At 31.1% G+C, this 25638-nt stretch carries 30 protein-coding genes; 15 read left to right on the top strand and 15 right to left on the bottom strand.

Annotation, left to right across the window (positions count from 1 at the left end):
* Window positions 1-50 precede the first annotated feature (50 nt).
* The 4 genes from Q0873_RS00955 to Q0873_RS00940 all read left to right on the top strand — a co-directional run bounded on the left by Q0873_RS00955 (window position 51) and on the right by Q0873_RS00940 (window position 2434).
* Window positions 51-314, top strand: coding sequence for a DUF2024 family protein (locus Q0873_RS00955; protein ID WP_299103856.1), 264 nt, complete (start codon window positions 51-53; stop codon window positions 312-314).
* Complete coding sequence (locus Q0873_RS00950) at window positions 314-916, top strand: MarR family winged helix-turn-helix transcriptional regulator (RefSeq protein ID WP_299103855.1); 603 nt, start codon at window positions 314-316, stop codon at window positions 914-916. Before Q0873_RS00955 ends, Q0873_RS00950 begins: the two co-directional genes overlap by 1 nt.
* A 77-nt stretch (window positions 917-993) precedes the next feature.
* The gene (locus Q0873_RS00945) at window positions 994-1713 is read left to right on the top strand and encodes an ATP-binding protein (RefSeq protein ID WP_299103854.1); all 720 of its coding nucleotides are present in this window, start codon (window positions 994-996) and stop codon (window positions 1711-1713) included.
* Window positions 1706-2434, top strand: a complete 729-nt coding sequence (locus Q0873_RS00940) for a YggS family pyridoxal phosphate-dependent enzyme (protein WP_299103853.1) — start codon at window positions 1706-1708, stop codon at window positions 2432-2434. Before Q0873_RS00945 ends, Q0873_RS00940 begins: the two co-directional genes overlap by 8 nt.
* On the opposite strand, the gene Q0873_RS00935 is transcribed toward Q0873_RS00940, so the two are convergent.
* From Q0873_RS00935 to Q0873_RS00920, 4 genes are read right to left on the bottom strand one after another with little or no spacing between them, the layout of a single operon-like run.
* Window positions 2431-4059, bottom strand: coding sequence for an ABC transporter substrate-binding protein (locus tag Q0873_RS00935; RefSeq protein WP_299103852.1), 1629 nt, complete (start codon window positions 4057-4059; stop codon window positions 2431-2433). The genes Q0873_RS00940 and Q0873_RS00935 overlap by 4 nt on opposite strands.
* Window positions 4016-4528: a DUF4442 domain-containing protein gene (locus Q0873_RS00930; protein ID WP_299103851.1), complete on the bottom strand. Its 513-nt coding sequence runs from the start codon at window positions 4526-4528 to the stop codon at window positions 4016-4018. Before Q0873_RS00930 ends, Q0873_RS00935 begins: the two co-directional genes overlap by 44 nt.
* 5 nt (window positions 4529-4533) lie before the next feature.
* On the bottom strand, window positions 4534-4851 hold the full coding sequence (locus Q0873_RS00925) for an antibiotic biosynthesis monooxygenase (RefSeq protein ID WP_299103850.1): 318 nt from the start codon (window positions 4849-4851) through the stop codon (window positions 4534-4536).
* Window positions 4848-5348: a GNAT family N-acetyltransferase gene (locus tag Q0873_RS00920; protein WP_299103849.1), complete on the bottom strand. Its 501-nt coding sequence runs from the start codon at window positions 5346-5348 to the stop codon at window positions 4848-4850. The genes Q0873_RS00925 and Q0873_RS00920 overlap by 4 nt, the downstream gene beginning before the upstream one ends.
* Window positions 5349-5477: 129 nt before the next feature.
* Here Q0873_RS00920 and mtaB point away from each other — a divergent pair, with 129 nt between their 5' ends.
* From mtaB to Q0873_RS00900, 4 genes are all read left to right on the top strand, one after another.
* Window positions 5478-6812: a tRNA (N(6)-L-threonylcarbamoyladenosine(37)-C(2))-methylthiotransferase MtaB gene (mtaB, locus tag Q0873_RS00915; protein WP_299103847.1), complete on the top strand. Its 1335-nt coding sequence runs from the start codon at window positions 5478-5480 to the stop codon at window positions 6810-6812.
* A 129-nt stretch (window positions 6813-6941) separates the two neighbouring features.
* On the top strand, window positions 6942-7697 hold the full coding sequence (locus Q0873_RS00910) for a DUF6438 domain-containing protein (RefSeq protein WP_299103846.1): 756 nt from the start codon (window positions 6942-6944) through the stop codon (window positions 7695-7697).
* Entirely contained in the window at window positions 7697-8374 is a 678-nt protein-coding gene (locus Q0873_RS00905; protein ID WP_299103845.1) for an alpha/beta hydrolase, read from the top strand. Before Q0873_RS00910 ends, Q0873_RS00905 begins: the two co-directional genes overlap by 1 nt.
* A gap of 31 nt (window positions 8375-8405) precedes the next feature.
* Complete coding sequence (locus Q0873_RS00900) at window positions 8406-9308, top strand: lytic transglycosylase domain-containing protein (protein ID WP_299103844.1); 903 nt, start codon at window positions 8406-8408, stop codon at window positions 9306-9308.
* 208 nt (window positions 9309-9516) lie between these two features.
* Here Q0873_RS00900 and Q0873_RS00895 read toward each other — a convergent pair whose 3' ends face one another.
* From Q0873_RS00895 to nadC, 9 genes are all read right to left on the bottom strand, one after another.
* Window positions 9517-9717 carry a YwbE family protein gene (locus Q0873_RS00895; RefSeq protein WP_299103843.1) on the bottom strand — a complete coding sequence of 67 codons (201 nt, stop codon included), beginning with the start codon at window positions 9715-9717 and terminating at the stop codon, window positions 9517-9519.
* An 87-nt stretch (window positions 9718-9804) separates the two neighbouring features.
* A complete protein-coding gene (locus tag Q0873_RS00890) occupies window positions 9805-9996 on the bottom strand; it encodes a cold shock domain-containing protein (protein ID WP_299103842.1) in 192 nt (63 codons plus the stop codon).
* A gap of 78 nt (window positions 9997-10074) precedes the next feature.
* Window positions 10075-10767 (bottom strand): GTP cyclohydrolase I FolE, encoded by a 693-nt coding sequence (gene folE, locus Q0873_RS00885; RefSeq protein WP_086030677.1) that lies wholly within the window; start codon window positions 10765-10767, stop codon window positions 10075-10077.
* 46 nt (window positions 10768-10813) lie between these two features.
* Window positions 10814-12178, bottom strand: a complete 1365-nt coding sequence (gene hisS / locus Q0873_RS00880; RefSeq protein ID WP_299103840.1) for a histidine--tRNA ligase — start codon at window positions 12176-12178, stop codon at window positions 10814-10816.
* Between the two features lie 186 nt (window positions 12179-12364).
* Window positions 12365-13291 carry a YihY/virulence factor BrkB family protein gene (locus Q0873_RS00875; RefSeq protein WP_299103839.1) on the bottom strand — a complete coding sequence of 309 codons (927 nt, stop codon included), beginning with the start codon at window positions 13289-13291 and terminating at the stop codon, window positions 12365-12367.
* 34 nt (window positions 13292-13325) lie between these two features.
* A complete protein-coding gene (locus Q0873_RS00870) occupies window positions 13326-13862 on the bottom strand; it encodes a hypothetical protein (RefSeq protein ID WP_299103838.1) in 537 nt (178 codons plus the stop codon).
* Window positions 13863-13877: 15 nt separating this feature from the next.
* The gene (locus Q0873_RS00865; protein ID WP_299103837.1) at window positions 13878-14450 is read right to left on the bottom strand and encodes a pentapeptide repeat-containing protein; all 573 of its coding nucleotides are present in this window, start codon (window positions 14448-14450) and stop codon (window positions 13878-13880) included.
* Window positions 14451-16553, bottom strand: coding sequence for a M3 family metallopeptidase (locus tag Q0873_RS00860; protein ID WP_299103836.1), 2103 nt, complete (start codon window positions 16551-16553; stop codon window positions 14451-14453). It lies immediately after the preceding gene.
* 75 nt (window positions 16554-16628) lie between these two features.
* Window positions 16629-17489: a carboxylating nicotinate-nucleotide diphosphorylase gene (gene nadC / locus Q0873_RS00855; protein ID WP_299103835.1), complete on the bottom strand. Its 861-nt coding sequence runs from the start codon at window positions 17487-17489 to the stop codon at window positions 16629-16631.
* Window positions 17490-17774: 285 nt separating this feature from the next.
* Between nadC and Q0873_RS00850 the strand changes: the two genes are divergently transcribed.
* The 4 genes from Q0873_RS00850 to rlmH all read left to right on the top strand — a co-directional run bounded on the left by Q0873_RS00850 (window position 17775) and on the right by rlmH (window position 20656).
* Complete coding sequence (locus Q0873_RS00850) at window positions 17775-17903, top strand: hypothetical protein (protein ID WP_299103834.1); 129 nt, start codon at window positions 17775-17777, stop codon at window positions 17901-17903.
* A 312-nt stretch (window positions 17904-18215) separates the two neighbouring features.
* The gene (locus Q0873_RS00845) at window positions 18216-19223 is read left to right on the top strand and encodes a serine hydrolase (RefSeq protein WP_299103833.1); all 1008 of its coding nucleotides are present in this window, start codon (window positions 18216-18218) and stop codon (window positions 19221-19223) included.
* Between the two features lie 85 nt (window positions 19224-19308).
* Window positions 19309-20124 carry a cation transporter gene (locus Q0873_RS00840; RefSeq protein ID WP_299103831.1) on the top strand — a complete coding sequence of 272 codons (816 nt, stop codon included), beginning with the start codon at window positions 19309-19311 and terminating at the stop codon, window positions 20122-20124.
* Between the two features lie 58 nt (window positions 20125-20182).
* Window positions 20183-20656, top strand: a complete 474-nt coding sequence (gene rlmH, locus Q0873_RS00835; RefSeq protein ID WP_299103830.1) for a 23S rRNA (pseudouridine(1915)-N(3))-methyltransferase RlmH — start codon at window positions 20183-20185, stop codon at window positions 20654-20656.
* On the opposite strand, the gene Q0873_RS00830 is transcribed toward rlmH, so the two are convergent.
* Together Q0873_RS00830 and Q0873_RS00825 are read right to left on the bottom strand one after the other, a co-directional pair.
* The gene (locus Q0873_RS00830) at window positions 20619-21824 is read right to left on the bottom strand and encodes a serine hydrolase domain-containing protein (RefSeq protein ID WP_299103829.1); all 1206 of its coding nucleotides are present in this window, start codon (window positions 21822-21824) and stop codon (window positions 20619-20621) included. The genes rlmH and Q0873_RS00830 overlap by 38 nt on opposite strands.
* A gap of 22 nt (window positions 21825-21846) precedes the next feature.
* Window positions 21847-22626, bottom strand: coding sequence for a helix-turn-helix transcriptional regulator (locus Q0873_RS00825; protein ID WP_299103828.1), 780 nt, complete (start codon window positions 22624-22626; stop codon window positions 21847-21849).
* A 179-nt stretch (window positions 22627-22805) separates the two neighbouring features.
* On the opposite strand from Q0873_RS00825, the gene Q0873_RS00820 reads away from it, so the two are divergent.
* Genes Q0873_RS00820 through Q0873_RS00810 form a run of 3 tightly spaced genes read left to right on the top strand, consistent with a single transcriptional unit; the run spans window position 22806 to window position 25576 of the window.
* Entirely contained in the window at window positions 22806-23393 is a 588-nt protein-coding gene (locus Q0873_RS00820) for a non-canonical purine NTP diphosphatase (protein ID WP_299103827.1), read from the top strand.
* Window positions 23383-24540, top strand: coding sequence for a carboxypeptidase-like regulatory domain-containing protein (locus Q0873_RS00815; protein WP_299103826.1), 1158 nt, complete (start codon window positions 23383-23385; stop codon window positions 24538-24540). Before Q0873_RS00820 ends, Q0873_RS00815 begins: the two co-directional genes overlap by 11 nt.
* Window positions 24541-24544: 4 nt before the next feature.
* Window positions 24545-25576: an iron ABC transporter permease gene (locus Q0873_RS00810; RefSeq protein WP_299103825.1), complete on the top strand. Its 1032-nt coding sequence runs from the start codon at window positions 24545-24547 to the stop codon at window positions 25574-25576.
* Window positions 25577-25638: the final 62 nt, after the last annotated feature.

The following is a 25638-nucleotide window of genomic DNA, read 5'->3' as shown; positions in this document are numbered from 1 at the left end:
AGGATTCCTAATTTTGTAGAGCTTTTTAACTTTATTAAACTAAATAAATTATGAATGTAGCAGTTTGGGATACCTATGTAACTAAAAAAGATGGTAGTATCATGCATTTTGATATTATTGTTCCGTCTACGCTTAAAAATACCAATGTGATATTTAACTACGGTAAGGAATATTTAAAAACAAAAGGGTTAGAAAGCCTTGACCTATCTTCAAAAGAATGTGTATTTTGCCATGTAGAAGCCCTTAAGCCAGCATGGGAAAACATTATAAAAGATAAAGGGTATTTTATTTACGAAATGGAAAACTGTAATTAATGAAATCTCCTTTTAACTTAGACCATCAAAATAGTTCAATTGAAAGTAAAATAGTGGTAGCTTTAGAGCGAATCTCTGAAGCTTTTAGAGTACTACTTTGGAATGAAAGTAAAGAAAACTCTTTAAGTCCTATTCAAATTCAAATCCTTATTTTTTTGCGCTTCCATTCAGAAGATAAATGCAAGGTAAGCTACTTAGCTGATGAATTTAATATGACGAAAGCCACCATTAGTGACAGCGTAAAGGTTTTATTAAAAAAAGAATTGATTCAGAAGTTTACTAATCCTAGCGATACCAGGAGCTATTTAATTGGTTTAACGAACAAAGGAAAACAAGTTGCAGAAAAATCTTCCAACTTTACTTTTAATATTGAAAAACCATTAACCACATTACCAGATGAACAAAAAAAAGATATACTGGCAGGTTTGTTAAAGGTTATTTATCAATTAAATCAAACTGGTGTCATAACTATTCAAAGAATGTGTTTTACTTGTTCTTATTATGAGCGTACTGATAATGAGCATTTTTGTAAACTTTTACAAGCTAAACTTACATCGAAAGAACTAAGGGTTGATTGTCCTGAACATGAATATAAAAAATAGACCTTCAAAATATTGAAACAGTTTATTCTATATTCAATTACTTATAACATATTTTCCTTCTATTTATTTAAATACTAATGAACACATTTACTTTTCACCCTGAAGAGACAACGCTTGAATTAGATAAAATTCAGTTAAACAGCATTAATGAAAAAATCATTCAACAACTATTAAAAGAATATACGCATGTTGCTATTTTAAATAAACATAAACTTACCGTTGATAATAAATTATTATTATATGGACATACAGGTTGCGGTAAAACAACAACTGCAAAAGCTATAGCCAAAAAACTCAATAAAAAAATAGTTATTCTTAACCTTAGTGCCTTAGTATCTTCAAAATTAGGTGAAACAGCCAAAAATATTTCAGAGGTGTTTAAAAAAGCTATTAAAGAAAGAGCTGTGCTTTTCTTAGATGAGTTTGACTACATCGGAAATGCAAGGAATTATGACAACAAAGATTCTCACGAAATGAAACGATTAGTTAACACAATTATACAACTAATAGATTTTCTGCCAAATAACATTTTACTAATAGCGGCCACTAATTATTCTTCTACTATAGACTCCGCTTTGCTTAGACGATTTCAATTAAAATTAAAATTCGAGGCTCCAAATAAATCAGATTTAGACAAATATTACCAACAACTTCTGCAGGAATTTCCTGATGAATTTCGAAATATTAAACGAGTATATGACATATCCTATGCAGAAACAAAAGACATCGTTCATCGTGATGTAAAAAATAAAATAATTGAAAAAGAAGAATTAAAAATTACACTAGAAAATGGATAGTATTGTACATAATTTAAACACAATTCATAAAAGAATAGCATATGCTTGCAAAAAGGCAAACAGAACTCCGGATGAAGTTCGCCTATTACTTGCTACTAAAACGGTAAGTATTGAAAAGATACGATTTGCCATAGAACAAGGTATACATCTTGTAGGCGAAAACAAAGTTCAAGAATTGAAGCAGAAAACAAATGCTATCTTAGATTTACAACCAGAAGTACATTTTATAGGACACTTACAAAGCAATAAAATTAAAGAAGTTATTAAATGGGCAAGTTGTATTCAATCTATTGATCGTTTATCATTAGCAGAAAAACTACACAAGCGATTAACTCTTGAAAATAAAACCATTGATGTTTATATTCAAGTAAACACTTCTTTTGAAGAAAGTAAATTCGGTGCAAAACCACAAGAAACCATTGCCTTAGTACAAGAAGTAGCCAAGTTTAACAATATCAACATTAAAGGTTTAATGACCATAGGTCTTTTAAGTTCAGAGTCTAAAGAAATTCGCAAATGTTTTCGCCTTTTAAAACAGCTTCAAAATGAAATCAATTCTTTGCAGGTTCCTAACGTACGTATAGACGAACTCTCGATGGGAATGAGTAATGATTTGGAAATTGCCATTGAAGAAGGTGCTACAATTGTTCGAGTTGGAACGGCTATTTTTGGAGAACGCATCTATCCAGATAGTTACTATTGGAACGAATCTAAAAACTAGTCCTTTTTTACTCTTCTCAAGTCTAATAAATCAATTGGGTTTATTCCTAAGCCTTTTACATTTTTTTGTCTAAAACGTATTACCTCATCATAGTATAAAGGCACTATAGGTGCTTCTTCAATAATAATACTATCCATTTTTTGGTACAGAGCATAACGCTTATCTACCGATACTTCTTTAATAGATTCCTCATACAATTTATCAAAGGTTTCGTTCTTAAAATGGGTATAGTTAGGCCCGTTTGGAGTAAAGTTTTTGCTATAAAAAAGTGACACATAATTTTCCGCATCTGGATAATCTGCAATCCAGCTTGCTCTAAAAATTGGTAGTTTTCCACTTGCCTTACCTTGACGCAAGGTTGAAGGAGGAATTACATCTACTTTGGTTGCTAATCCTATTTTTTGTAATTCTCTTTGAATGAATTCACACAAATCTAAATAATTGCTATTGGTGGTAATTGTAATTTGCGGATTCTGATCTCCTGTTTCTTCTTTGTATTGAGCAACTAATTCTCTTGCCTTTTCTGGATTAAATGAATATCCTTTTTGATTATTAAATGAAGGTAATCCGTTAGGAATAAATCCGCTTGTTGCAGGTGTACCAATTCCGTTTCTTAAAAATTTGATCATTTTCTCTCGATCAAATCCATAATTAATGGCTTGTCGAATCAATTTAGATTTGGTAGGTATTTGAACCTCTCCATCTAAATAAATCCCCAAGTACTCCGTATTTAAATAGGCTCCGGTTTGCATTATAATACTAGCAACGTACTTTTCTTTTAAAGTACCATCAGTATTTAAAATATCATCTTTATAAGAAGCATCTAAACTCTTCATAAAATCAATATTTCCTTGAATAAACTGTAAAAACTCGCTTTGTTTATCCGGTAAAAAAGTAATGGCTACAGCTTCTAAATAGGGTAATTGTTTTCCTTTGGTATCTTTTTCAAAGTATAAAGGGTTCTTACGATATACCAGCTTGGTGTTTTCTACCCATAGTTTAAATTGAAATGGACCTGTACCAATAGGATTTGCTCTAAAGGTATTTCTAAAATATTCCACAGCCTCCTTCGGAACTACCGAACAGTATTTCATTGCAAGCAATCCTAAAAAAGGTGGAAATGGTTGTTTTAACTCCATTGAAAAAACCGAATCGTTCTCTGCCTTAAATGAAGCCACATTTTGCAACACCCAGCCTCCAGGAGAAGCTACCTCTTTATTTAGTAAACGATTAAAAGAATATTCAAAATCATTGGCAGTTACTTTTTTGGTAGAATCCTTTCCAAATAACGCATGCTTATGAAAATAAACATCATCTCTTAGGGTAAATTGATAGTTTTTACCATCTTCAGAAATCGTCCAACTTTTTGCAATAGCTGGTTTAACATGTAAGCTATCATCCAATTCTACCAATCCGTTATACAATTGATTCACTGCCCATATATTTCGCTGATCTTTGGCAAAAGCTGGATCTAAAGAAGTAACGTTTGAATGTTCGTTATAACGAAAAACTTCTGTCTCTGTATAAGATGATTTCTTCTTAGCGCAAGAAAAAAGTAGCGCGAAAACTATGAAGACTAGACTACTTCTTCTTACGTTTATTTTTATAATAGGCTTTATCTGCAATGTAAATTACTTTTGATACTTCAGCAAAAACGGTTGATTCGTCTTTGTTAGTTATTTTAATTTCTTTAATTAAATTGATTTCTTTCTCTGCTACTACCCTTTCTTTTATTTCTTCAATCTCTTCTTCGGTAAATATAAAATCTACATAGGCATCTTGGGTTGCAGGTCGCTTAAATTTTATGGTTGCTTCTTTATCCCACACCACATAATCATTCCCCAAAATATTAATTAATTGTATCATAAATACAGGGTCTGTTGCAGAAAATAAACTTCCTCCGAATATTGATCCTACATAATTTCTATTTTTCATAGAAATAGGTATTCTCACTTGTGCTCTTAGTAAGTCATCAGAAACAGAAATAATTTTTCCGGTAGATCTTCTATACATCGGAGAAATATTAAACCCATATTTAAAAATAGTACTTTCCTTAAAAAACTTCTTTAAAATTTTTGATAGCGCTGCGTACATAATAACTACTGTTCAAAACCGTATTCTCGTTCAACTTTACAAATTCTCAATTGGTATTTTTTATACCATTGTTCTCTTCCTAAATTTCTAGCTTCCGTATGTTCTACATTGTTCTTCCACTCTACTATTGCTTCTAAACTCTTCCAATATGAAACTGTTATACCTATTTCAGCACGCGCAGATTCTATACCTAAATACCCCTTTTGCTGTTTTGCCAATTCCTCCATTCTCTCTGCGGTTTCAGCATATCCTTCCAAAGTATCAGTAACTATGGTTGTAAAGATAACTGCATAATAAGGTGGTTTTAAATGGTCTACAATCATAGTATCAATTCATATTTTGTTTCTGGCAACCCAATATCATCACTTACAAACTTTTCGATTTCCTTAAAACCATATCGCTCTAATATTTTTGCTGAAGCCACATTTACATCAACTACACAACCTATTAGCTTTTTCATTCCAATAGACCTACAATACGGAATCAATCCTTCACAGATTTCAGTAGCATATCCATTTCCCCAAAATCGTTCAACAAAACGATACCCTATCTCGTCATTCCCTTCATCATCCTTCACTAAAGCTAAGGTTCCTATGAATTCTAAATCTGATTTCCTTTCGATCGTGTAAATCCAAAAATCATTATCCTTTTTGTCATACTTTTTAATAAGTTCAACCAACTCCGTTTGACATTCTTTTTTGGTTTTTACCTCCCCCGTAGCATACTGTAATACTTTAGGGTTGCTTTCTAATTCGAAAAACCCCTCAATATCAGTTTGTTTTAGTTTTCTAACTACTAATCTTTCAGTTTCAAAAATCATCTTTTAATTGTACTTTTGCAAATTCAAACTGTGTAAAGCAGTTTATAGAATATTAAATATACCATACGAACTTCTAAAAAATTAAAGACTTGTACAAGGCTTTTGTTTTTTATTTAGGATAGAGAAAAGATGAATGCAGATAAAAAAGTAGCTTTTTATACTTTAGGTTGTAAATTAAATTTTTCTGAAACTTCTACGATTGCAAGAAACTTTGTAAATGAAGGTTTTGAACGTGTTGAGTTTGAAGAAAAAGCAGATGTATATGTAATTAATACGTGTTCTGTAACGGATAATGCCGACAAGCGTTTTAAGACTATTGTTAAATCGGCTTTAAAGAAAAACGACAATGCTTTTGTTATTGGAGTTGGATGCTACGCTCAGTTAAAACCGGAAGAATTAGCTGCTGTTGATGGTGTAGATTTGGTTTTAGGTGCTACCGAAAAATTTAATGTAACAAGTTATATCAACGATTTAACCAAGAATGATATTGGTGAAGTACACTCTTGTGAAATTGAAGAAGCAGATTCATATGTGGGTGCCTACTCTATTGGTGATCGTACACGTGCTTTCTTAAAAGTTCAAGATGGTTGCGATTATAAATGTACTTATTGTACGATTCCTTTAGCTCGTGGTATTTCTCGTAGTGATACTTTAGAAAATGTTTTAAAGAATGCTAAAGAAATTTCTGAAAAAGGTATCAAAGAAATTGTATTAACAGGAGTTAATATTGGTGACTATGGTAAAGGTGAATTTGGAAATAAAAGACATGAGCATACTTTCCTAGAATTAGTACAGACATTAGATACTGTAGAAGGAATTCATCGTTTACGTATTTCATCTATTGAGCCTAATTTATTAAAAGACGAAACAATCGATTTCGTTGCGAACTCAGATACTTTTGTACCTCATTTTCATATTCCATTACAATCAGGTAGTGATACTTTATTAAAGAGAATGAAACGTCGTTATTTACGTAAAGTATATACCGACAGAGTTGCTAAGATAAAAGAGGTAATGCCACATGCTTGTATTGGTGTAGATGTTATTGTTGGTTTTCCAGGAGAAACAGATGAATTATTCTTAGAAACTTATAACTACTTAGCTGATTTAAACATTTCATATTTACACGTATTTACCTATTCTGAAAGGCCAAATACAGAGGCTGTTGACATGGACGGAGTTGTTCCTAAAAATGTTCGTGCAAAACGTAGTAAGATGTTACGTGGTTTATCTGTTAAAAAGCGTAGAGCTTTTTATGAAAGCCAATTAGGAAACACCTTAACTGTTTTATTTGAAAGTGAAAACAAGGAAGGATATATCCATGGGTTTACAGAAAACTATGTAAAAGTTAAAACTCCTTGGAATCCTGAATTAGTAAATACTTTACACAGAGTTACTTTAACTACAATTGATGAAGATGGCTTAGTGCGATTTGATTTTGCAAAAGATTCTATTGTTGCATAACAACAATTAAAATATATGTTAAAAGCCCCATTTTAGGGGCTTTTCTTTTTGCTTTTGTATGAAATAACTGTAACTTTAGTCTCAACAAAAAATTGACCCTTCAATACAAAAAATCAAAATCACCCTATTATGAAATATTTTAGCTTATGCCTTTTATTTTTAGCAATGACCTGTGGTAGTCCTAAAAAAGAAAAACCAGATGCAGTTGAAGAAATTCAATCAGAAGAAATAACGAATACATCCAAGACTCCAGATCCTGTGAAAGAAGAAAAGAAAGACAATCAGTTACTCGTGATATTAAATAATCCGAAGCAAATTGAGGATGCTAAAGCTTTAATTATTAATAGTGGACTTTCTTGGGATGATATAGACTTAGAAGCTAAAGGAGTTGTTTCTGGATTGGTTACCATTCCTGTCGACAAAAAGGACTTTTGGAAAGAACGCTTAGAGGATTCTAATGTTTTTGAAAGTGTTAATGACGGTAAAGAAGAAGTTATCAGTAAATTAAAAACTGAATTACAAAATAGATTGATATCAATTAAAAAAACAGCTTGTTTTGGAGATTGCCCTGTCTTTGATTTTTATATTAACAAAGACGGTAAAGCTTTTTTCAATGGAAAAGAGCATGTTTTAAAAAGCGGTAAGCACGAATTTGAATTATCAGACAAAGAGTTAAAAGCACTTGTTGGAAAAATAGAAAAATCAAATTTCTCAGAATTTAAAGATGTCTATGACAATCCTAGAATTACAGATTTAGCAAGTACCTATATTTTCTGTGATGGTAAACAAGTACAAGTGCGCTTGTGGCAAAATATTCCTGATGGACTAATTGATATTCATGAATATGCTACTGAATTTTTATACGATAAAAAGTACTTAGAATAATGTCAAAAACACATGTTTATTTCGTACCTGGACTTGCAGCCAGCTCAAAGATTTTTGAATACATCTCACTCCCAAAGGAGTTGTTTGAAGTTCATTATTTAGAGTGGATACAACCCAAAAGTGTTGATGAATCAATCGAAGCATATGCACAACGCATGTGTGAGAATATACATGAGGAAAACCCTGTATTAATTGGTGTTTCTTTTGGAGGAGTGATGGTGCAAGAAATGAGTAAACTTATCGACTGTAAAAAGGTAATTATTGTTTCGAGTATTAAAAGTAAACAAGAATTACCAAAAAGATTACGCTTGGCACAAGTGACCAAAGCATATAAATTGTTTCCAACTAATATAGTTGCTAACATTGAAAACTACGAAAAGTTTTTCTTTGGAAAATATTTAAAGAGGAGAGCTGAACTGTATAAAATGTATTTATCTGTTAGACAAGCAGATTATTTACAGTGGGCTATATACAATGTATTACACTGGCAACAAGAAGAACCCTTAAAAAAGATAACACATATACATGGAAAACAAGATGAAGTATTTCCATTAAAATATATACAAAACGCAATTGAAGTTGAACAAGGAACACATATTATGATTTTAAATAAAGCTAAAACTATTTCTAAACTCTTAGAAAAAGAATGCGCTCACGTAGAATCTGTAAACAATTAAATAAACTGTGTTTCTTATAAAATATTGAAGTATGAATAAAGCTGTAAGAATTTTATCATTAATCACCGTAAGTGGTCTATCTGTTTTATTAACAAATAGTATTAGTAAAGACAGAGAGCCCGTAGTTAAAAACGTTGCTGAAAGCTATGTTATAAAAGCTGTAAAGCTACCTGAAGGTTTAAATTTGGCTGGAGAACGTGTGCCTATTGAACGAGAAGATATTAGAGAGCGTATGGATAGAGAGCTATTGGTGAATACCTATTGGCAATCCAACGCTTTATTACTTTTAAAAAGATCTAATAAGTACTTCCCTATTTTAGAACCTTTATTAAAGAAACACGGTTTACCAGATGATTTTAAATTTTTAGCTTTAGCTGAAAGTGGTTTTATTGATGAAACTTCTTCTGCTGGAGCTGCGGGTATGTGGCACTTTATGAAGCAAACCGGTAGGGAATTCGGATTAGAGATTAATAACAATGTAGATGAGCGTTATCATATAGAAAAGTCTACAAAAGTGGCAGCAGAGTATTTAAAAAAATCTAAAAAGCGTTTTGGATCTTGGACATTGGCAGCAGCGGCGTACAATGCCGGGAATTATGGTGTTGCTAAGCGATTAGATACCCAAGGAGTTTCTAGCTATTATGACGCAAAATTACCAAACGAAACAGAACGTTATGTATTTAGAATCTTAGCTTTAAAAGAGATTATTTCAAACCCTAAAAAATATGGTTTTGTGTATGATCAAGAAGATCTATATACACTACCTCCAACATATACAGTAAAGGTAGATACTGCAATTACAAACATTGCTTCTTTTGCAAGACATTTTAATACTACTTACAAAGAATTGAAATTACACAACTCTTGGTTAAGAGAGAACAAGTTAAACAATAAGAGCAGGAAACAATACGAAATTAAAATCCCTATTCACTAATCATGAAAAAAGTATTACCCTTCCTTTATTTGGCTATTGGAGTATTTATATTGGTTGGAACATTTAGTATGTTCTTTCAAGAACGAGAAACGTATAGGGTCTTGTTAAACTTTCGAACGGAAAATAAATATATCTTTCTATTAGTTCGACTGCTGTTTGCATCATGGTTTTTAATAGATGGAATAAAAAAGCTCAGAAAACAAAGTAATTAATTGTTTAAAATCTTTTTTACTCTACCGACAATACCTGACTCTAATTGCACTTTTATCCCATGTGGATGATAGGATGATTTTGTTAGTATTCGACTTACAATCCCATAAGTTAACTCTCCAGTTCTTTGGTGATTTTTTTGCACTACTTCAACTTCAATACCTATTTTTATATTGTTTCTATTTGTAGCATTTTCCATTCTAAAAATTTAGTTTTAAAAATAAAAGAGCCTATCAAAATTTGATAGGCCTTTCATTAAAAAGTTTACTCTGGTAATAATTATATATTATAATACTCTTACGTTTACAGCGTTTAATCCTTTTTTTCCATTTTGTAACTCGAATTCAACTTCATCGTTTTCACGAATTTCGTCAATTAATCCTGACACGTGTACAAAATGTTCTTTGTTTGTTCCTTCTTCTGTGATAAATCCAAATCCTTTTGAATCATTGAAGAATTTTACGGTACCTTTATTCATTATAAAATATTATATATTACTTGCTTAAGTGCCAGTAATGCTTATTGTTATGCAAATGTAATGCCAATTTTTTAATTTCTAGTGAAAGTCTGTATTTAATTTGATATAGTCTAAAAATTCACGTTTTGTTTCTTTGTTTTTAAACGCTCCACCAAACTCAGCAGTTACTGTACTACTTTCAATATCTTTAATTCCACGAGAATTTACACATAAATGCTTTGCATCAATAACACAAGCTACATCTTCTGTTCCTAATGCTTCTTGCATTGCTTGTACTACTTGCATTGTTAAACGCTCTTGTACTTGAGGACGTTTTGCATAATACTCTACAATACGGTTCATTTTAGAAAGTCCAATTACTTTTCCTTTTGAAATATAAGCAACATGCGCTCTACCAATAATTGGTAATAAGTGGTGCTCACACGTAGAATACACAATAATGTTTTTTTCTACTAACATTTCACCATACTTATACGTATTGTCAAAAGTAGAAGCTTCTGGTTTGTTCTTTGGGTTTAATCCCATAAACAATTCATTAACGAAAGCTTTTGCTACTCTCTTAGGAGTTCCTTGCATGCTATCGTCTGTTAAATCCATTCCTAAAGTTTCAAGAATTTCTTTAACACTCTCTTGAATTCTTTCTATTTTTTCTTTGTCTGAAATATCAAAAGCATCTGCTCTTAATGGAGTTTTAGCCGACGTTGCAATGTGGTTCTCTCCTATTTCGTCTATTCTTTCGTCATTCATTTTGTTGTTATTCACTTCAAACATTTCTTTCTGTTGTTATAAGGCGTAAATTTACGACATTGTCATTAATTTACTTTAGTTTGTTAATCAATTCGTTGACAGTACAAGTTGTTTGCTCTCCTGCCTTCATATCTTTTACAACAAGTGTACCATTTTCTGCTTCCGTTACTACAAAGTCAATTTCTCTATTTGTAGCATACTTCCACTGCTTTTTTTGTTGGTTATTACTTGAAGCTACATCTGGATACAATTCCGACTTAATATTGTTGTCTCTTAATTCTTTAATTGCTTTCACCTTAGTAATACTCTGGTCTGCATCAAAGTTCAAGAACAATACTTTTGGTTTTGGTAATTGAACTGCTTCGAATAAACCAAGTTCTTCCATTACTAGATAAATACGATCTAATCCAAATGAGATTCCAACTCCCGACACGTCTTTCAACCCAAAAATACCTGTCAAGTCGTCATATCTTCCTCCACCACCAATAGATCCCATTTTTACTCCTTCTGGTGCAGCTACTTCATAAATAGCTCCAGTGTAATAATTCAATCCACGTGCTAAGGTTACATCTATTTCTAAAGAAGCAGAACTTAAGCCAAGTTCTTCAATAGCATTTACAATAAATTGTAATTCCTCAACTCCCTTCATTCCTTCTTCCGAAGATTGCAACATATCACTTAGCGCTGCTAAATTAGTACGATTATCTCCATCAAAATTAAATAACGGATCAACCTTTTCTATAGCAGTATCAGAAATACCTTTTTCTAGCATTTCTTTTACTACTCCTTCTTTACCAATCTTATCTAATTTATCTAAAGCAACCGTAAAATCAATTAATTTATCTGATGCCCCAATTACCTCAGCAATACCAGATAATATCTTACGATTGTTGATTTTTATAGTCGTTCCTTTTAATCCAAGTTTACTAAAAACCGTATCGTATAACTGTACAAATTCTACCTCTTGCCAAAGTGATGTACTTCCTACTACATCGGCATCACATTGATAAAATTCTCTGAATCTTCCTTTTTGCGGACGATCAGCTCTCCATACAGGTTGAATTTGATAACGTTTGAATGGAAATGTGATTTCATTTTGGTGTTGTACTACATAACGTGCAAATGGCACTGTTAAATCATAACGCAATGCTTTTTCTGAAATCTTAGAAATTACCTTCTGACTTTCTTTATTTGCTAATAAATTCTCATCAACTTTTTTAAGATAATCTCCTGAATTTAAAATCTTAAAAATCAAACGATCTCCTTCTTCCCCATACTTTCCCATTAGTGTAGAAGAATTTTCAAAACTTGGAGTTTCAATAGGTTGAAATCCAAAATTTTCAAACGAATGCTTAATCGTAGAAAATATATAGTTTCTCTTTGCTACTTCGGTTGATGAAAAATCTCTGGTTCCTTTTGGGATACTTGGTTTCATATTTTTTTCGGTTATCGGTTATCAGTTGTCAATTATCAGTTGTCAATTATCAGTTGTCAGTTATCAGTTGTCAGTTGTCAATAATCTGATTTATATCAAGGACTATTGTTCCCTGTTAATTGATAATTGTCTATTGACTTTAAGCCTGCAAATATCCGAAATTTATGCAGAAAAACAGTGGTTAAATTAGGCTTTATTTTTACGTTTTAATCGGTATAAACTTGCGTTTAACTCAAACCCTAACAATAAAATAATAGCGTTTAACCATACGAAAAGCATTAAAATAAGTAAGGTTCCTATAGAACCATATAATTGATTGTATTGTGCAAACTTTACTACATAAATACCAAAAAGATAAAAGGTAAACATAGATACTACTGTAGTTAATACAGCTCCTGCCGAGAAAAACTTTACTTCTTTTCCTTGCTTGGTTCCGTATCTAAAGAGTAAAGAAACAATCGTAAAAATCATTACCAAGAATAAGAAACCTCTTCCGTAGTAAAACAAATCTAAGTCGTTTAAATCAAACCAGCCATACTCTCCTATTTTAGAAAGTGCTATTTGATACATAATAATCAATACTACTGTTACAATTAAGAACAATGACATTAATAACGATACTCCTAATGAAATGATATAGGCTTTTACTACACTTCGAACTTCTTTTACATGGTAAGAATATTCAAAGCCTCCAAAAATGGCATTGACTCCATTAGTCATTAAAAAAATAGAAACTAAAAAACCAAACGATAGTAATCCTCCATACTGATTGTTTAAAATATCTTTTAAAACACCATCGGCTGCCTCAAAGGTTTTAGGCGGTAATATTTCTTGAATAAGTGAAAAAAGTCCTTCTTGGAATCCGTCTATAGGAATATAGGGTATTAAGGTAAGAATGAATAGTAAAAACGGAAAAATAGCCATAAAGAAACTATAAGCAATCCCTCCTGCTCTGGTAGTTAAAGCTCCTTTAACAATACCAATCACATACATTTCTAATACGTCATATAAAGACATTCCTTCTAGCCCTGGAATTTTCACTTTCTTCCCAAAGGCTACGACCCAATTTACAACTGGAATCTTTTCTAGTTTGTCTTCTATTCTTCTAGTCATTTTTTTTATTCAAGGTAATACAGAGTTTTAAACGCTAATTTAAATACATCTTTTTGATTTCCTTTGTAATTTCATTTGTTAAACCGACATCTTCTTTATTTAGAAAAACCCAATTATTTGAAAATTCATTGACAACCATTAAAACACCATAATCTTCATTAAAGAGAATTGGTTCAGTTAAATGGGGGATTTCCTCAATATTCCAAAAGAAATAAAATGGTTTATCAGATAATCTTTTATTCAAGTACTTTTGCCTCTTATTTTTCAATAAAGTTTGCTTAGGAGCCATATATAACTCACTAGTATACTTATCATATCTAAAAAAAGAACTATACTTTTCCTCATGACTTCTCTTATAAATATAAAAAATCGAAGAATCTTTTTCAACAATTTTTAATTTGGTCTTCCACTCTCTGTTTGCTCCCTTTTCTAACTCAAAATATGGTTGTTTAAATAGAACTCTTTCTGTAATTCTGATTTGCTTCTTTCCTAGTTCACTCTTCAACTCCTTTTTACACGAAACTAGCCCTAACAAAGAACATAACACAATCAAATTAACAATCTTATTCATAGCACACTAATTAACTTAATCTTCAATTACAATTTTGTAGGCATTTAACAGCCCTTGAATATTTTCTTTTGAAAACACCGCTTTTTTCAATCGATTCCTTTCTGGTGAAATAGAAAAATTAAAAGCAGTTTTCAAATTGGCTTTTTCTAAATTCGTGTTTTCAAAAATTGCACCTTCCAAATTACTTCTTTCGAATACTCCACTTGAAACATTCGCTTCTGTAAAATCAACTTCTTTTAAATCACAATTAATAAATTCTGTATTCGGAATTTTCAATTGGTAAAATGATGAAAAGCTGAGTTGGCAATTTTTAAAATTCATTTGTAAGAAAAACGGATTACATTCAAAAAATTTTACTCCTATCAACTTACAATCAGAAAAACTGCAATCTTTAAATGCCGTTTGGTTTACGATGGCATTACTAAAATTACAATCGATAAACTCACATTCTAAAAACTGAATATTAGACGCATGTACGTTCTCGAAGTTACAATTCTCGAACGTACAATTGTCATATTCTCCTTTTTTTATTTTTAAGGTATTAAAATTGACTTTTGAAAATGTTTCATTGTCAAAATAATCATCCATCTATTTTAAACCTCTAGCTTTTAACATTGGTTCTGCTTGTGGATCTCTTCCTGCAAATGTTTTATACATTTCAGCATAATCCATTGTATTTCCTTTTGATAATACTTGCTCACGGAATTTTTGTCCGTTTTCACGCGTTAACAATCCATTGTTTTTAAACCAATCGTATGCATCATGGCTTAACATTTCTGTCCATAAGTACGAATAGTATCCAGCGGCATATCCTCCACTAAAAATATGTGCAAAGTATGTTGAACGGTATCTTGGTGGAACCTCATCTACATTTAATTTCATTTTAGCCAAGGCTTCTTCTTCAAACTTTGCTACGTCTTCTATAGTATCATCAACAGAAATCGTATGCCATTGCATATCTAAATTAGATGAACATAAGTTTTCAATGATTGAATATCCTTGGTTAAAAGTTCCTGCATCTTTAATTTTCTTTAATAATGATTCAGAAATTACTTCTCCAGTTTTATAGTGCAATGCGTAGTTGTTTAAAACTTCTGGATGTGTAGCCCAGTTTTCATTAAACTGCGATGGAAATTCAACAAAATCTCTTGAAGTACTTGTACCTGAAATAGAAGCGTAAGTTTGATTACCGAATAATCCGTGTAACGCATGTCCGAATTCATGGAACATTGTTTCTACATTGTCAAAACTAATCAATGCTGGCTCTCCTTCTGCTGGTTTAGGCGAGTTACATACATTGTAAATCACAGGCTTTTGGTTACGTAACTTAGATTGTTTTACAAAAGCACTCATCCAAGCTCCTCCTCTTTTACTATCTCTAGCGAAGAAATCTCCGTAATACAATCCTAACGGACTTCCGTCTTCTTCAAAAATCTCATATACCACAACATCTGGATGATAAGTTGGAATATCTGTACGCTTTTTAAACGTAATTCCATACAATTTCGTTGCTGCATAGAATACTCCTTTTTCCAATACATTGGTTACTTCGAAATATGGTTTTACCTCTTCTTCGTTTAAGTTGTATTTAGACTTACGTACTTTTTCAGCATAATGATTCCAATCGTATGGAGTTAATTTAAAATCTCCTCCATTTTTATTGATTTCTGCTTGAATTTCTTTTACTTCTGAAGCTGCTTTGTCTAACGATCCCGGGATTAATCCGTTGAACATTTCAAACACCTTATCTGGAGTGTTTGCCATGGTTCCTTGTAAACTCCAGCTAGCGTAGTTATCAAAGCCTAAAATTTGTGCTTTTTTAGCTCTTAAGGCTACCATTTTCTTTACCAAATCACTAGTATCATATTCACCTCCATCTGTTCTGTGAATTGATTTTTCAAATAATTCCTTACGAACTTCTCTGTTTTCCAATGATTGTAATGATGGTTGTTGCGTAGTATTAATTAATTGAATTTCATAAGATCCATCTTTTTCTATCGATTTGATTTTATCTTCTGAAAATCCTTTTAATTTTTCTTTATCAGTTACTACCACTCCTCCTTTTTTACTAGCGTCTAACAATTTCTTTCCAAAATCGTTTGATAAGGTTGCCAATTCAGAGTTGATCTTTTTTAATTCTTCTTTTTTGTCTTCTGATAAATTTGCTCCTGCTTTTACAAAGTTCTTATAGTATTCTTTTACTAAATGAGCAGACTCAGCATCTAATTGTAAACTTTCTAAATTGTCATATACTTGCTTAATACGTGCAAATAATTTGGTATTTAACAAGATATTATCGCTATGTTTTGAAAACTTAGGTGCTAATTCTTTTTGAATTTCTTTAATCTCATCATTGGTATGTGCTCCTGCTAAACCATAAAAAACTGCAGTAACATTGTCTAATGTTTTGCTACTTTCTTCTAAAGCTACAATGGTATTTTCAAAAGTAGGTGCGTCTTTGCTATCAACTATTTTTTGAATAGCTTCATTTTGTACCTTCATCCCTTCTAAAATAGCAGGCATAAAGTGTTCATTTTTTATCTTAGTGAAATCTGGTGCCCCGTAATCTAAGGAACTCTTTACCAGTAACGGATTTTCTACCATATCTGCTTTCATGTCTTTTTTAGCTTCTTTTGTATTACAAGAAATTGCCAATACCAAAGTAGCTACTAGGATTAAGCTTTTTTTCATGAGTATTTAGTTATTTACTTGTCTTTGCAATAAAGAAGACTACCTCCTTTTATTCGCAATGACGGTTGGGTTATATTAATCTACTGCTTTTAAACTTAAGTCTAAGTTATATACAGAGTGTGTTAATGCTCCAGATGAGATAAAGTCTACACCACATTCGGCATATTCTCTAATGGTTTTTTCATTGATTCCTCCCGAAGATTCTGTTAAGCAAGTATCTCCAATTAACGCCACTGCTTTTCGAGTGTCTTCATAATTAAAGTTATCAATCAAAATTCTGTATACACCTTCATTAGAAAGAATTTCTTTGATTTCTTCTAAATCACGTGCTTCTACAATAATCTTTATATCTAAACCTTTTTCTGCCAAGTACTTTTTAGTTTTGGTAATGGCTTGTGTAATTCCACCTGCAAAATCAATATGATTGTCTTTAATCATTACCATATCATACAAAGCAAAACGGTGGTTCTCTCCTCCTCCGATTTTCACCGCCCATTTTTCTAATGCACGAATTCCTGGAGTGGTTTTACGAGTATCTAATACTTTTGTTTTAGTACCTTCTAATAAATCAGCAAAAAAACGTGTTTTGGTTGCAATAGCACTCATACGTTGCATTGCGTTTAATACCAAACGTTCTGCCATTAAGATCGATTGTGATTTTCCTTCTACATAAAAAACAATATCTCCGTGCTTTACCTTCTCTCCATCTTCTATTAAAGTTTCAACTTTTAAGTCTTTATCTACATACGCAAATACTTTTTTAGCAAACTCAATTCCTGCAATGGTTCCTTCATCTTTTACTAAAAGTTTTGCTTTACCTGTTGCAGTAGCTGGAATACACGATAATGAGGTATGATCTCCGTCTCCAATATCTTCTCTAATGGCATTTGCGATAATTAAATCTAGCTCTTTTTCAAATTGTTCTTTTGATATCATATTTTCTGTTATTCTGACGTAAAAATACAACTATTTTTAGTTCTCTCTTTTGTGTTTTCTGTTTATTGTACTTAGATACAAGCACCTTCTTTTACGAACAAAATTCTACAGGTATTGAAATTTTGTTTTATTTCTTATAACAATAGTACTAATTGAAAAACAAACAGGCAGTAATTCACTTATAATCAATATCTTTTATTAACAACTGTGAATAAGTTTTATCTCATTTATGAGCTATCTTTCTTAACTTAGCTCATACAACTCAACCTATACAAACCTACTACTATGAAAGCTGCAAAAGAATCTCTAATCTTAATTTATGAGATGTTTCTATTCAAAACCAAGAACATAATTGATATTCTTTTTGTTGTTGCTATTTGGATTGGAACGATAACAGTATTGATTAACTTATAAGTTTAAGTTTTCTATTACTTTTTAATATTTCCTTAACTTTTTATTTACGTAATTGCTACTATTCAATTTGTATTATTGTACCGTTTATCGTTGTAAAGAAAACAATTGCAACAAGTATGTTATCAGCCACGCTTTTAGTGTGGTTTTTTGTTTTTAGGACTATAGCATTCTAAAACAACTTAACAATAAAACTTGTTTTTTAAAGTTCGTTAAGTATAATAAATGTGTTCTATCATTTTCTATTAAACAGCTCTTTAGTAATTGATTGACATGTCGACAAATAAACTAGCAACTACTCAAATGCATACTTGTATGAACAAAAAATCCATATTGATACTGAGTACAATTATACTTGTACTTTTATCTTGTAAAGAGGTTAAAAAAGAGAATAAATCAACAGAAAATAGCACGCCAAAAGAAAATTATATCTTCTCTACTTTAGTTTCAAAAAAAGGTAAAGTTGTTCTTGAAGAATATTATAACGGAAAAACAAAAGAAAGCCTTTGCGATGTACAATCTTTAACAAAAGGGATTATGAGTATTCTTATTGGAATAGCTATCGATAAAGAATATATAGAAAATGTTAACGAGCCAATATCAAAATATTTTCCAGAGGAATTTGAGGATTTAACTGATGAGAAAAAAAAGTTAATTACTATCAAGCATCTTTTAAATCAAACTTCAGGACTTTCTTGGAAAGGGTATTTAGAACATCAAAATTGGTTGAATAGCGAAAATCCTATTGCATTTGTATTGAAAAAAGATTTAGAAAGTATACCTGGAGAAAAATACAATTACAATTCTGGCGCTACTCATTTACTTTCAGCAATCATAAGTAAAGCATATGGAAAATCAACATTGGATTTCGCCAATGCATTTTTATTCGATGATTTAGATATTGATTCTTTAGACTGGCAAAAAAGAAACAAAGGATATTATGATGGAAGCGGTCTTGGTCTTAAAATGCTACCTAAGGATTTAATGAAAATAGGTCTTTTATTGGAGCAAAATGGTAACTGGCAAGGCAAACAATTAGTTTCTCAAGAATGGGTTCAAAAATTATTCAATAAAAAAGAAAAATCTCCAACAACATGGGGTATAAGAAATTCTAAACATGGATTTTGCTGGTATCAATCAGAATTTAAAGGAGATGTAGTTAATTATGGAATGGGTTATGGTGGTCAATTTATAATTATGATTCCTAAGAAAGAATTAATTATTGTTTCAACTCACAATCATGATACTCCAAAAGGAATTGAACAACAGATTAAGTTTTTAAATGTAAAACTACCTAGACTGATAGAAAAATACGGTAGTTAATTATGGCTTTTGGTTTCTTTAAAAAGAAAATAATTATAATTTTAAAGCTTTAACAAATCATGTTTACAGTCCAATCTTGAAACTAATGGCTAAGGCTGAGATAATATTAAACAAAACAATATTTGAAATATCTAAAATGGATTGTCCGTCGGAAGAAAATCTGATTCGAATGAAATTGGATGGAATTTCAACTATTGTCAATTTAGATTTTGACATACCTAATCGGAAACTATCTGTTTTTCATTCTGGTTCATATAATTCAATTGAAAAATCGATTCTTGAATTAAATTTAGGAGGAAAAAGAATTTCTACAGAAGAAACTAATCAAACTGAATTCAGTGAAAACACCAATCAAAAAAAGCTTCTTTGGACCGTTCTTGGAATAAACTTTGCCTTTTTTTTAATTGAAATGACCACTGGTATCATTTCAAAATCAATGGGACTAGTAGCTGATAGCTTAGATATGCTGGCTGATAGTTTTGTTTATGGAATTAGTTTATTTGCTGTTGGAGGTACTTTAACAAGAAAAAAACAGATTGCTAAACTTGCAGGATATTTTCAAATTCTACTTGCTATTATTGGATTTTCAGAAGTCTTAAGAAGATTTTTTGGCAGTGAGCAACTCCCCAATTTTTCTACTATGATTTTCGTCTCAATTTTAGCCCTTATTGCTAATGGAATTTGTCTTTACATTTTACAAAAGTCAAAAAGTAAAGAGGAAGCTCACATGAAAGCAAGTATGATTTTCACTTCAAACGATGTGATCATCAATTTTGGGGTAATTGTTGCAGGACTTCTAGTCAATTGGTTTAGTTCGAACAAACCTGATTTATTTATTGGGACTATTGTTTTTGTTTTAGTGATCCAGGGAGCTATTAGGATATTAAAGTTAAGTAAATAGGTATGTTTTTATATACAAACCTAACACAGACTTTATAAAACATTTGTAATTTTGCCTTATGAAAATAAAATTACTCGCTATAGGTAAAACAGATGATAAAAATTTGATTCAACTAATTCATACCTATGAAAAACGTTTAAAGCATTATGTAAAGTTTGAATTAGATATTATTCCTGATATCAAAAATGCAAAGAACTTATCAGAAGCACAGCAAAAAGAAAAAGAGGGTAATTTAATTTTAGCAAAACTTCAGCCAACAGACGAGTTGGTTTTATTAGATGACAAAGGGAAACACTTTACCTCTATTGAGTTTTCTCAATACTTACAAAAGAAAATGAACTCCGGAATCAAGCAATTGGTATTTGTCATTGGTGGTCCCTATGGTTTTTCAGAAGCTGTTTACAACAAAGCAAAAGGAAAAGTATCATTTTCTAAAATGACCTTTTCCCATCAGATGATTCGTTTGTTTGTTGTTGAGCAAATTTATCGCGGGTTTACAATTCTTCGTAATGAACCTTATCATCATGAGTAAGAATAGCAATTACGCTATATAAAGTATCTACTATTTGACTTCTTCCTTTACCTGTATTTGCATTTATAGAAATTGCTGCAGATATGTTATACTCCGGAAGCAATAGTAAAAAAGAAGTTGCTCCCATAGCTACCCCTCCATGGTGTACTATTTCTACTTTTCTTTGATCTTTAAATATTTTTGTTGTTTCTCCCACTCTCCAACCTATTGCATATCCCTCATTATTTAATTCTCCATTGGTCAACTTTACCGGAGTGAATAATTTGTTCTTAACTTCTTCTTTCAAAAGAGTATTATTCAAAATAGCATTTCCATAAAGCACTAAATCTTTTGGGGTAGATACATACCCTCCTCCTGCATATTTATTACTATTATTAACAGAATATGCTTTTTTATACGCTCCTTTTTCAACAATGTAAAATGTTGCTAGATCACCTTCTTCTCTTTCAGAAGTATTTTTCATTCCTATAGGATTAAAGACCTGCTGTTCCATAAAAAACAGAAACTTTTGATCTGCTTTTTTCTCCATCAATAAACTTAACATGGTAAAGTTATAGGTACTATAGCTATACTGAGATCCAGGGGAAAATAATAATGTACTATTCGCAAATACTCCTGTCGCCTCCCGAATGGTTTTAAATTGTTTTTGGTTGTAATATTCCCAAATAGGAAAACTAAAACAAACCCCATAATTTCGAATCCCAGAGGTATGAGAAGCTAACTGCTCTACAGTTACTTCAGTCATCTTCTCATAAGAATTAGGAAAAATATCTTTGACTTTAGTACTTAAGTTTATTTTCTCTTGCGCTAACAAAATTCCTAAACCTGCAGAAGTTAAAGCCTTGGATACACTTCCAATTCTAAACCTTGTTTCAATACCAATTCTTTTTTTACTTTCTATATCTGCATACCCAATAGCATTTTCCCACAACAATACATTGTTTTTACCTACTGCAATAGATATTCCTGGTGCCTTTATGTTTTCTAATGCCTTTATTAAAACACTATCTGCTTTTACAAAAGAATTTCTCGTGTGTTCTACTGCTAACTCCCTATTGCTATTATTCAACTTTTCCCAACCAAAATTGTATACAAAAATTGGCTTAAATAAAAAGTATAGCATTCCTATAACAAGTAATACAATTACTCGCTTTATATATTTTTTCATCTCTAAAAAATCTTAATAAGTATTACGACCTTGCTATTTTATATAGCACTATTATTTCAATAAGTATGGTAGGAATTAAGAATATCAGACCTAGGGTTGCCAATAATACGGTTGCCAAACAAGCACCTGTAATAATTTCTAAAATAGCATTTACTTGAATCAAGGTTCCTAGTTTATCTTTTAGTTGTAATAAACTCAATCCGAATGCTATTTGAAGTGCACCAAAAACAATCAGTTCTCCTACTGCGGAAATAATTACAGTTTCATCAGCTAGGTTGATAACATATACATCTAAAATGGAAGAAATCACATAGACCGTCATTAAAATAAGTACTACTATTTTTAGCAGTTGTGTGTCAAAAATTTTCGCGACTCTATAAAAACCCATAAAAAATAAGACAAATGTAACTGAGGAAATTATTTTAACCGCAGAATATGAAATCGTATTAAAAAATGATTCATCTCCTGTAAATTGATAGATATCTGCAATGGTTTCAACAAAACCAAAAACGAAATATAGGATTCCAAAAATCCAAGCTACATTCAATACTTTTTTATCTTCATTTGTAATCGTTACATCATTCGTAAAATTATCTAAATTGGCCTCTAACGCTTCTAATATTGCTTTAATGGTAAAACTTCTTGGAGTTGTTTCTCCCGCTTCAATACGTTGTATGGTTCGTACATTGATATTGCACTTCTCTACTAACTCTTCTTGGGTCAATCCCTTTTGCTTTCGTAGTTCATAAATCTTCCTTCCTAATTCTGGTTGTTTCATGGTAAGTAAATTTTTATTTTTCATACAATGTTAGTTTTGAAATTGATTTTTACGAAATATTTTAAATGAATTAAACCCGACATTTACACGACTTCCTTTTAAAATCAAGGGCTTCAAGAAAATTACTTAATTTATTAAAGTCTACATCTTTGTATACAAAGATTATAAAATTTGATACATTTGTTTACTCAAAAAAAAGAAAAATGCAATTAGTTTTTGCTACAAACAACTTAAATAAACTTTCTGAAGTACAAAAAATGCTTCCAGAATCGATACAACTGCTTTCTTTAAAAGACATAAATTGTTTTGATGATATTGAAGAAACTGCTACTACCTTAGAAGGCAACGCTCAAATTAAAGCAAATCATATTACCGAAAAATTCGGGTATAATTGTTTTGCGGATGATACTGGTTTGGAAGTTAAAAGTTTGAATGGTGATCCTGGAGTATATTCAGCACGTTATGCAGGTGAACCTGCAAATGCAGAGAACAACATGCAAAAATTACTATCTGAATTAGGCGAAGCAACCGATAGACAAGCACAATTTAGAACTTCTATTTGTCTAAATTTAGACGGGAAGCAATACCTATTTGATGGAATTTGTAATGGTATCATTCTTTCTGAAAAACAAGGAGAAAAAGGTTTTGGATATGATCCTATATTTCAGCCAGAAGATTATACACAATCTTTTGCAGAAATGACTTCAGATGAAAAAAACGCTATTAGCCATCGCGGTAGGGCGATTCAAAAATTGATTGAATTTTTAATTCAAAAAGAAAATGAAAAATAAAACGCTATTATTTTCACTTTGTATTTTAACACTACCTATTTTTTCTCAAAAAAAAATAACAGGTACTGTTGTAGACAAAAACACAAACGAGCCTATTGAGTTTGTTGATGTCTTTAATGGAAGTGATTATACCATGACAAATGAAGAAGGAAAATTCGATTTTATAACAAAAAACGATTCTATTACTTTTAATTTTTTAGGTTATAAAAAAATCAAAACAACAATAAATCAGCTTAATTCAGATTCTTTAGTTGTATACCTCGAACCTAAAACTTTTGATCTTAATGAAGTTGTGGTTAGCAATAAGAATACTGCTTTCCATAAAATGGTTAAAACTATAAAAAACGACTTCTCTCCTAATGATTTTGATGAAGAGTTTTTTTTAAGAACCATATTAAAAAGAAACGATTCTATAATTAAAATCCAAGATTTAAACGGTATCATAAACAGGAAAGTTCTTTTTTCAACCACAGAAAATCCAATAACTAAAAAAAATTATAAGGTTTACATTAACCATATGCGTAAAGCTGCATATGATAAAGACGATGTTTACTTTAAACTACTAGGATTTAATGAGTTGTTAACTAACTTAGTTAGAGTTGCTATTTCTACCAATGATTTTATAATTAATAAGTCTTTTTTAAAAGAAGATTCCTTAATTAAGTTATGTTTTAAACCCAAAACGAATATAGGTACTAATGGTTATTATATTCTTAATTCTGACGATTACTCTCTAAATAAAGTTCATTATAAAGACAGTATCAAACAAGATTATACCATTAAAAAAAATATTAAGTATAAAACTATATACAACGAACTCTTAGTTACCTTTTATAAGAAAGAAACAGCCACTGGTAAGTACCGTATAGATAATGCTAAACTTAAGTATACGGTAGAATGTTATTATAAAAATACCCCTATTAGTTACGATGTAACCTATATTTACAAAACAAATAAGGATCCTGTTCAAAATTTTGACAAGAAAAATAAAGTATCAGACAGACGAGATATTTTTAAAATAAAACATCCTTTCAACAAAAACTATTGGAGTAAAAATCAACAGTTAAAATTAACAACCGAAATGTTAGACTTCTTAAAAGAGTTAGAAAATAGCACCTCTAAAACGATCACAAATTTTAAAAATTAACTCATTGAATTCAACCAAAACAAATATCAAATACTTTAGTATACTTATAGTTTCTCTATTTGTATTTGCTTTCTTGAATTTAAGTTTAGGATCTGTGGCTATTCCTTTAAAAGAAATATTCAATATCATCTTTGGAGGCATTCCATTTAAGGAAAGCTGGGAAACCATTGTAATTAATTATCGTTTACCAAAAACCATTACCGCTATTCTAGTGGGTTCTGGATTATCTATAAGCGGATTGTTAATGCAAACCTTATTTAGAAATCCATTAGCGGGACCTTTTGTATTGGGTATTTCATCTGGTGCAAGCTTGGGGGTTGCCGTTTTAATTTTAGGAACTGGACTTTTTGGAGGCTTTCTAGGAACCACCACAGTTTCAAGTTGGTCTACAGCAATTGCTGCAAGTACAGGCTCTTTTGTAGTCCTATTGGCAGTTATCGCAGCCGCAAACAAAGTAAGAAATACTATGTCTATTCTTATCATAGGTTTAATGTTTGGTTCATTAACCTCAGCCATTATAAGTGTATTGTCTTATTTTAGTGAAGCAGAGCAAATTCAGCAATATGTGTTTTGGAGTTTTGGTAGTTTAGGAAATTTAAGTTGGAATGAACTATTGGTATTCTCTATTATCTATACTGTTGGAATGTTAGCTTTATTTTCAGTAATTAAGCCTTTAAATAGTTTCCTATTGGGAGAAAATTACGCGAAGAGTTTGGGAATTAACATTAAGAAAAGTAGAAATATTATTCTACTTGTAACCAGTTTACTCACTGGAGTAATTACCGCGTTTGCAGGTCCAATTGCATTTATTGGAATTGCTGTTCCTCATATTGCTAAAATGTTTTTTTCTAGCTCTAACCATAAAATATTAATTCCAGCCTCTGCTTTAACAGGTGCTATTATATTGTTAATTTGCGATAGTATTGCACAATTACCAACCAGTGAATTTACCCTCCCAATTAATGCCATTACATCGTTATTTGGAGCTCCAATTGTAATATGGCTTTTGGTTAGAAAAAAGAAAATATATGTATAGTTATTGGTAGACAAGAAATTAAAGACTAAAAAATCAAAGAACAAAACAAACATATCGTACTA

Origin of the sequence: uncultured Tenacibaculum sp., assembly GCF_947498805.1 — a bacterium.
Lineage (GTDB): Bacteria > Bacteroidota > Bacteroidia > Flavobacteriales > Flavobacteriaceae > Polaribacter.
Note: the sequence above shows the minus strand (reverse complement) of the source record. Positions and strands in the feature narration are given on the sequence as shown.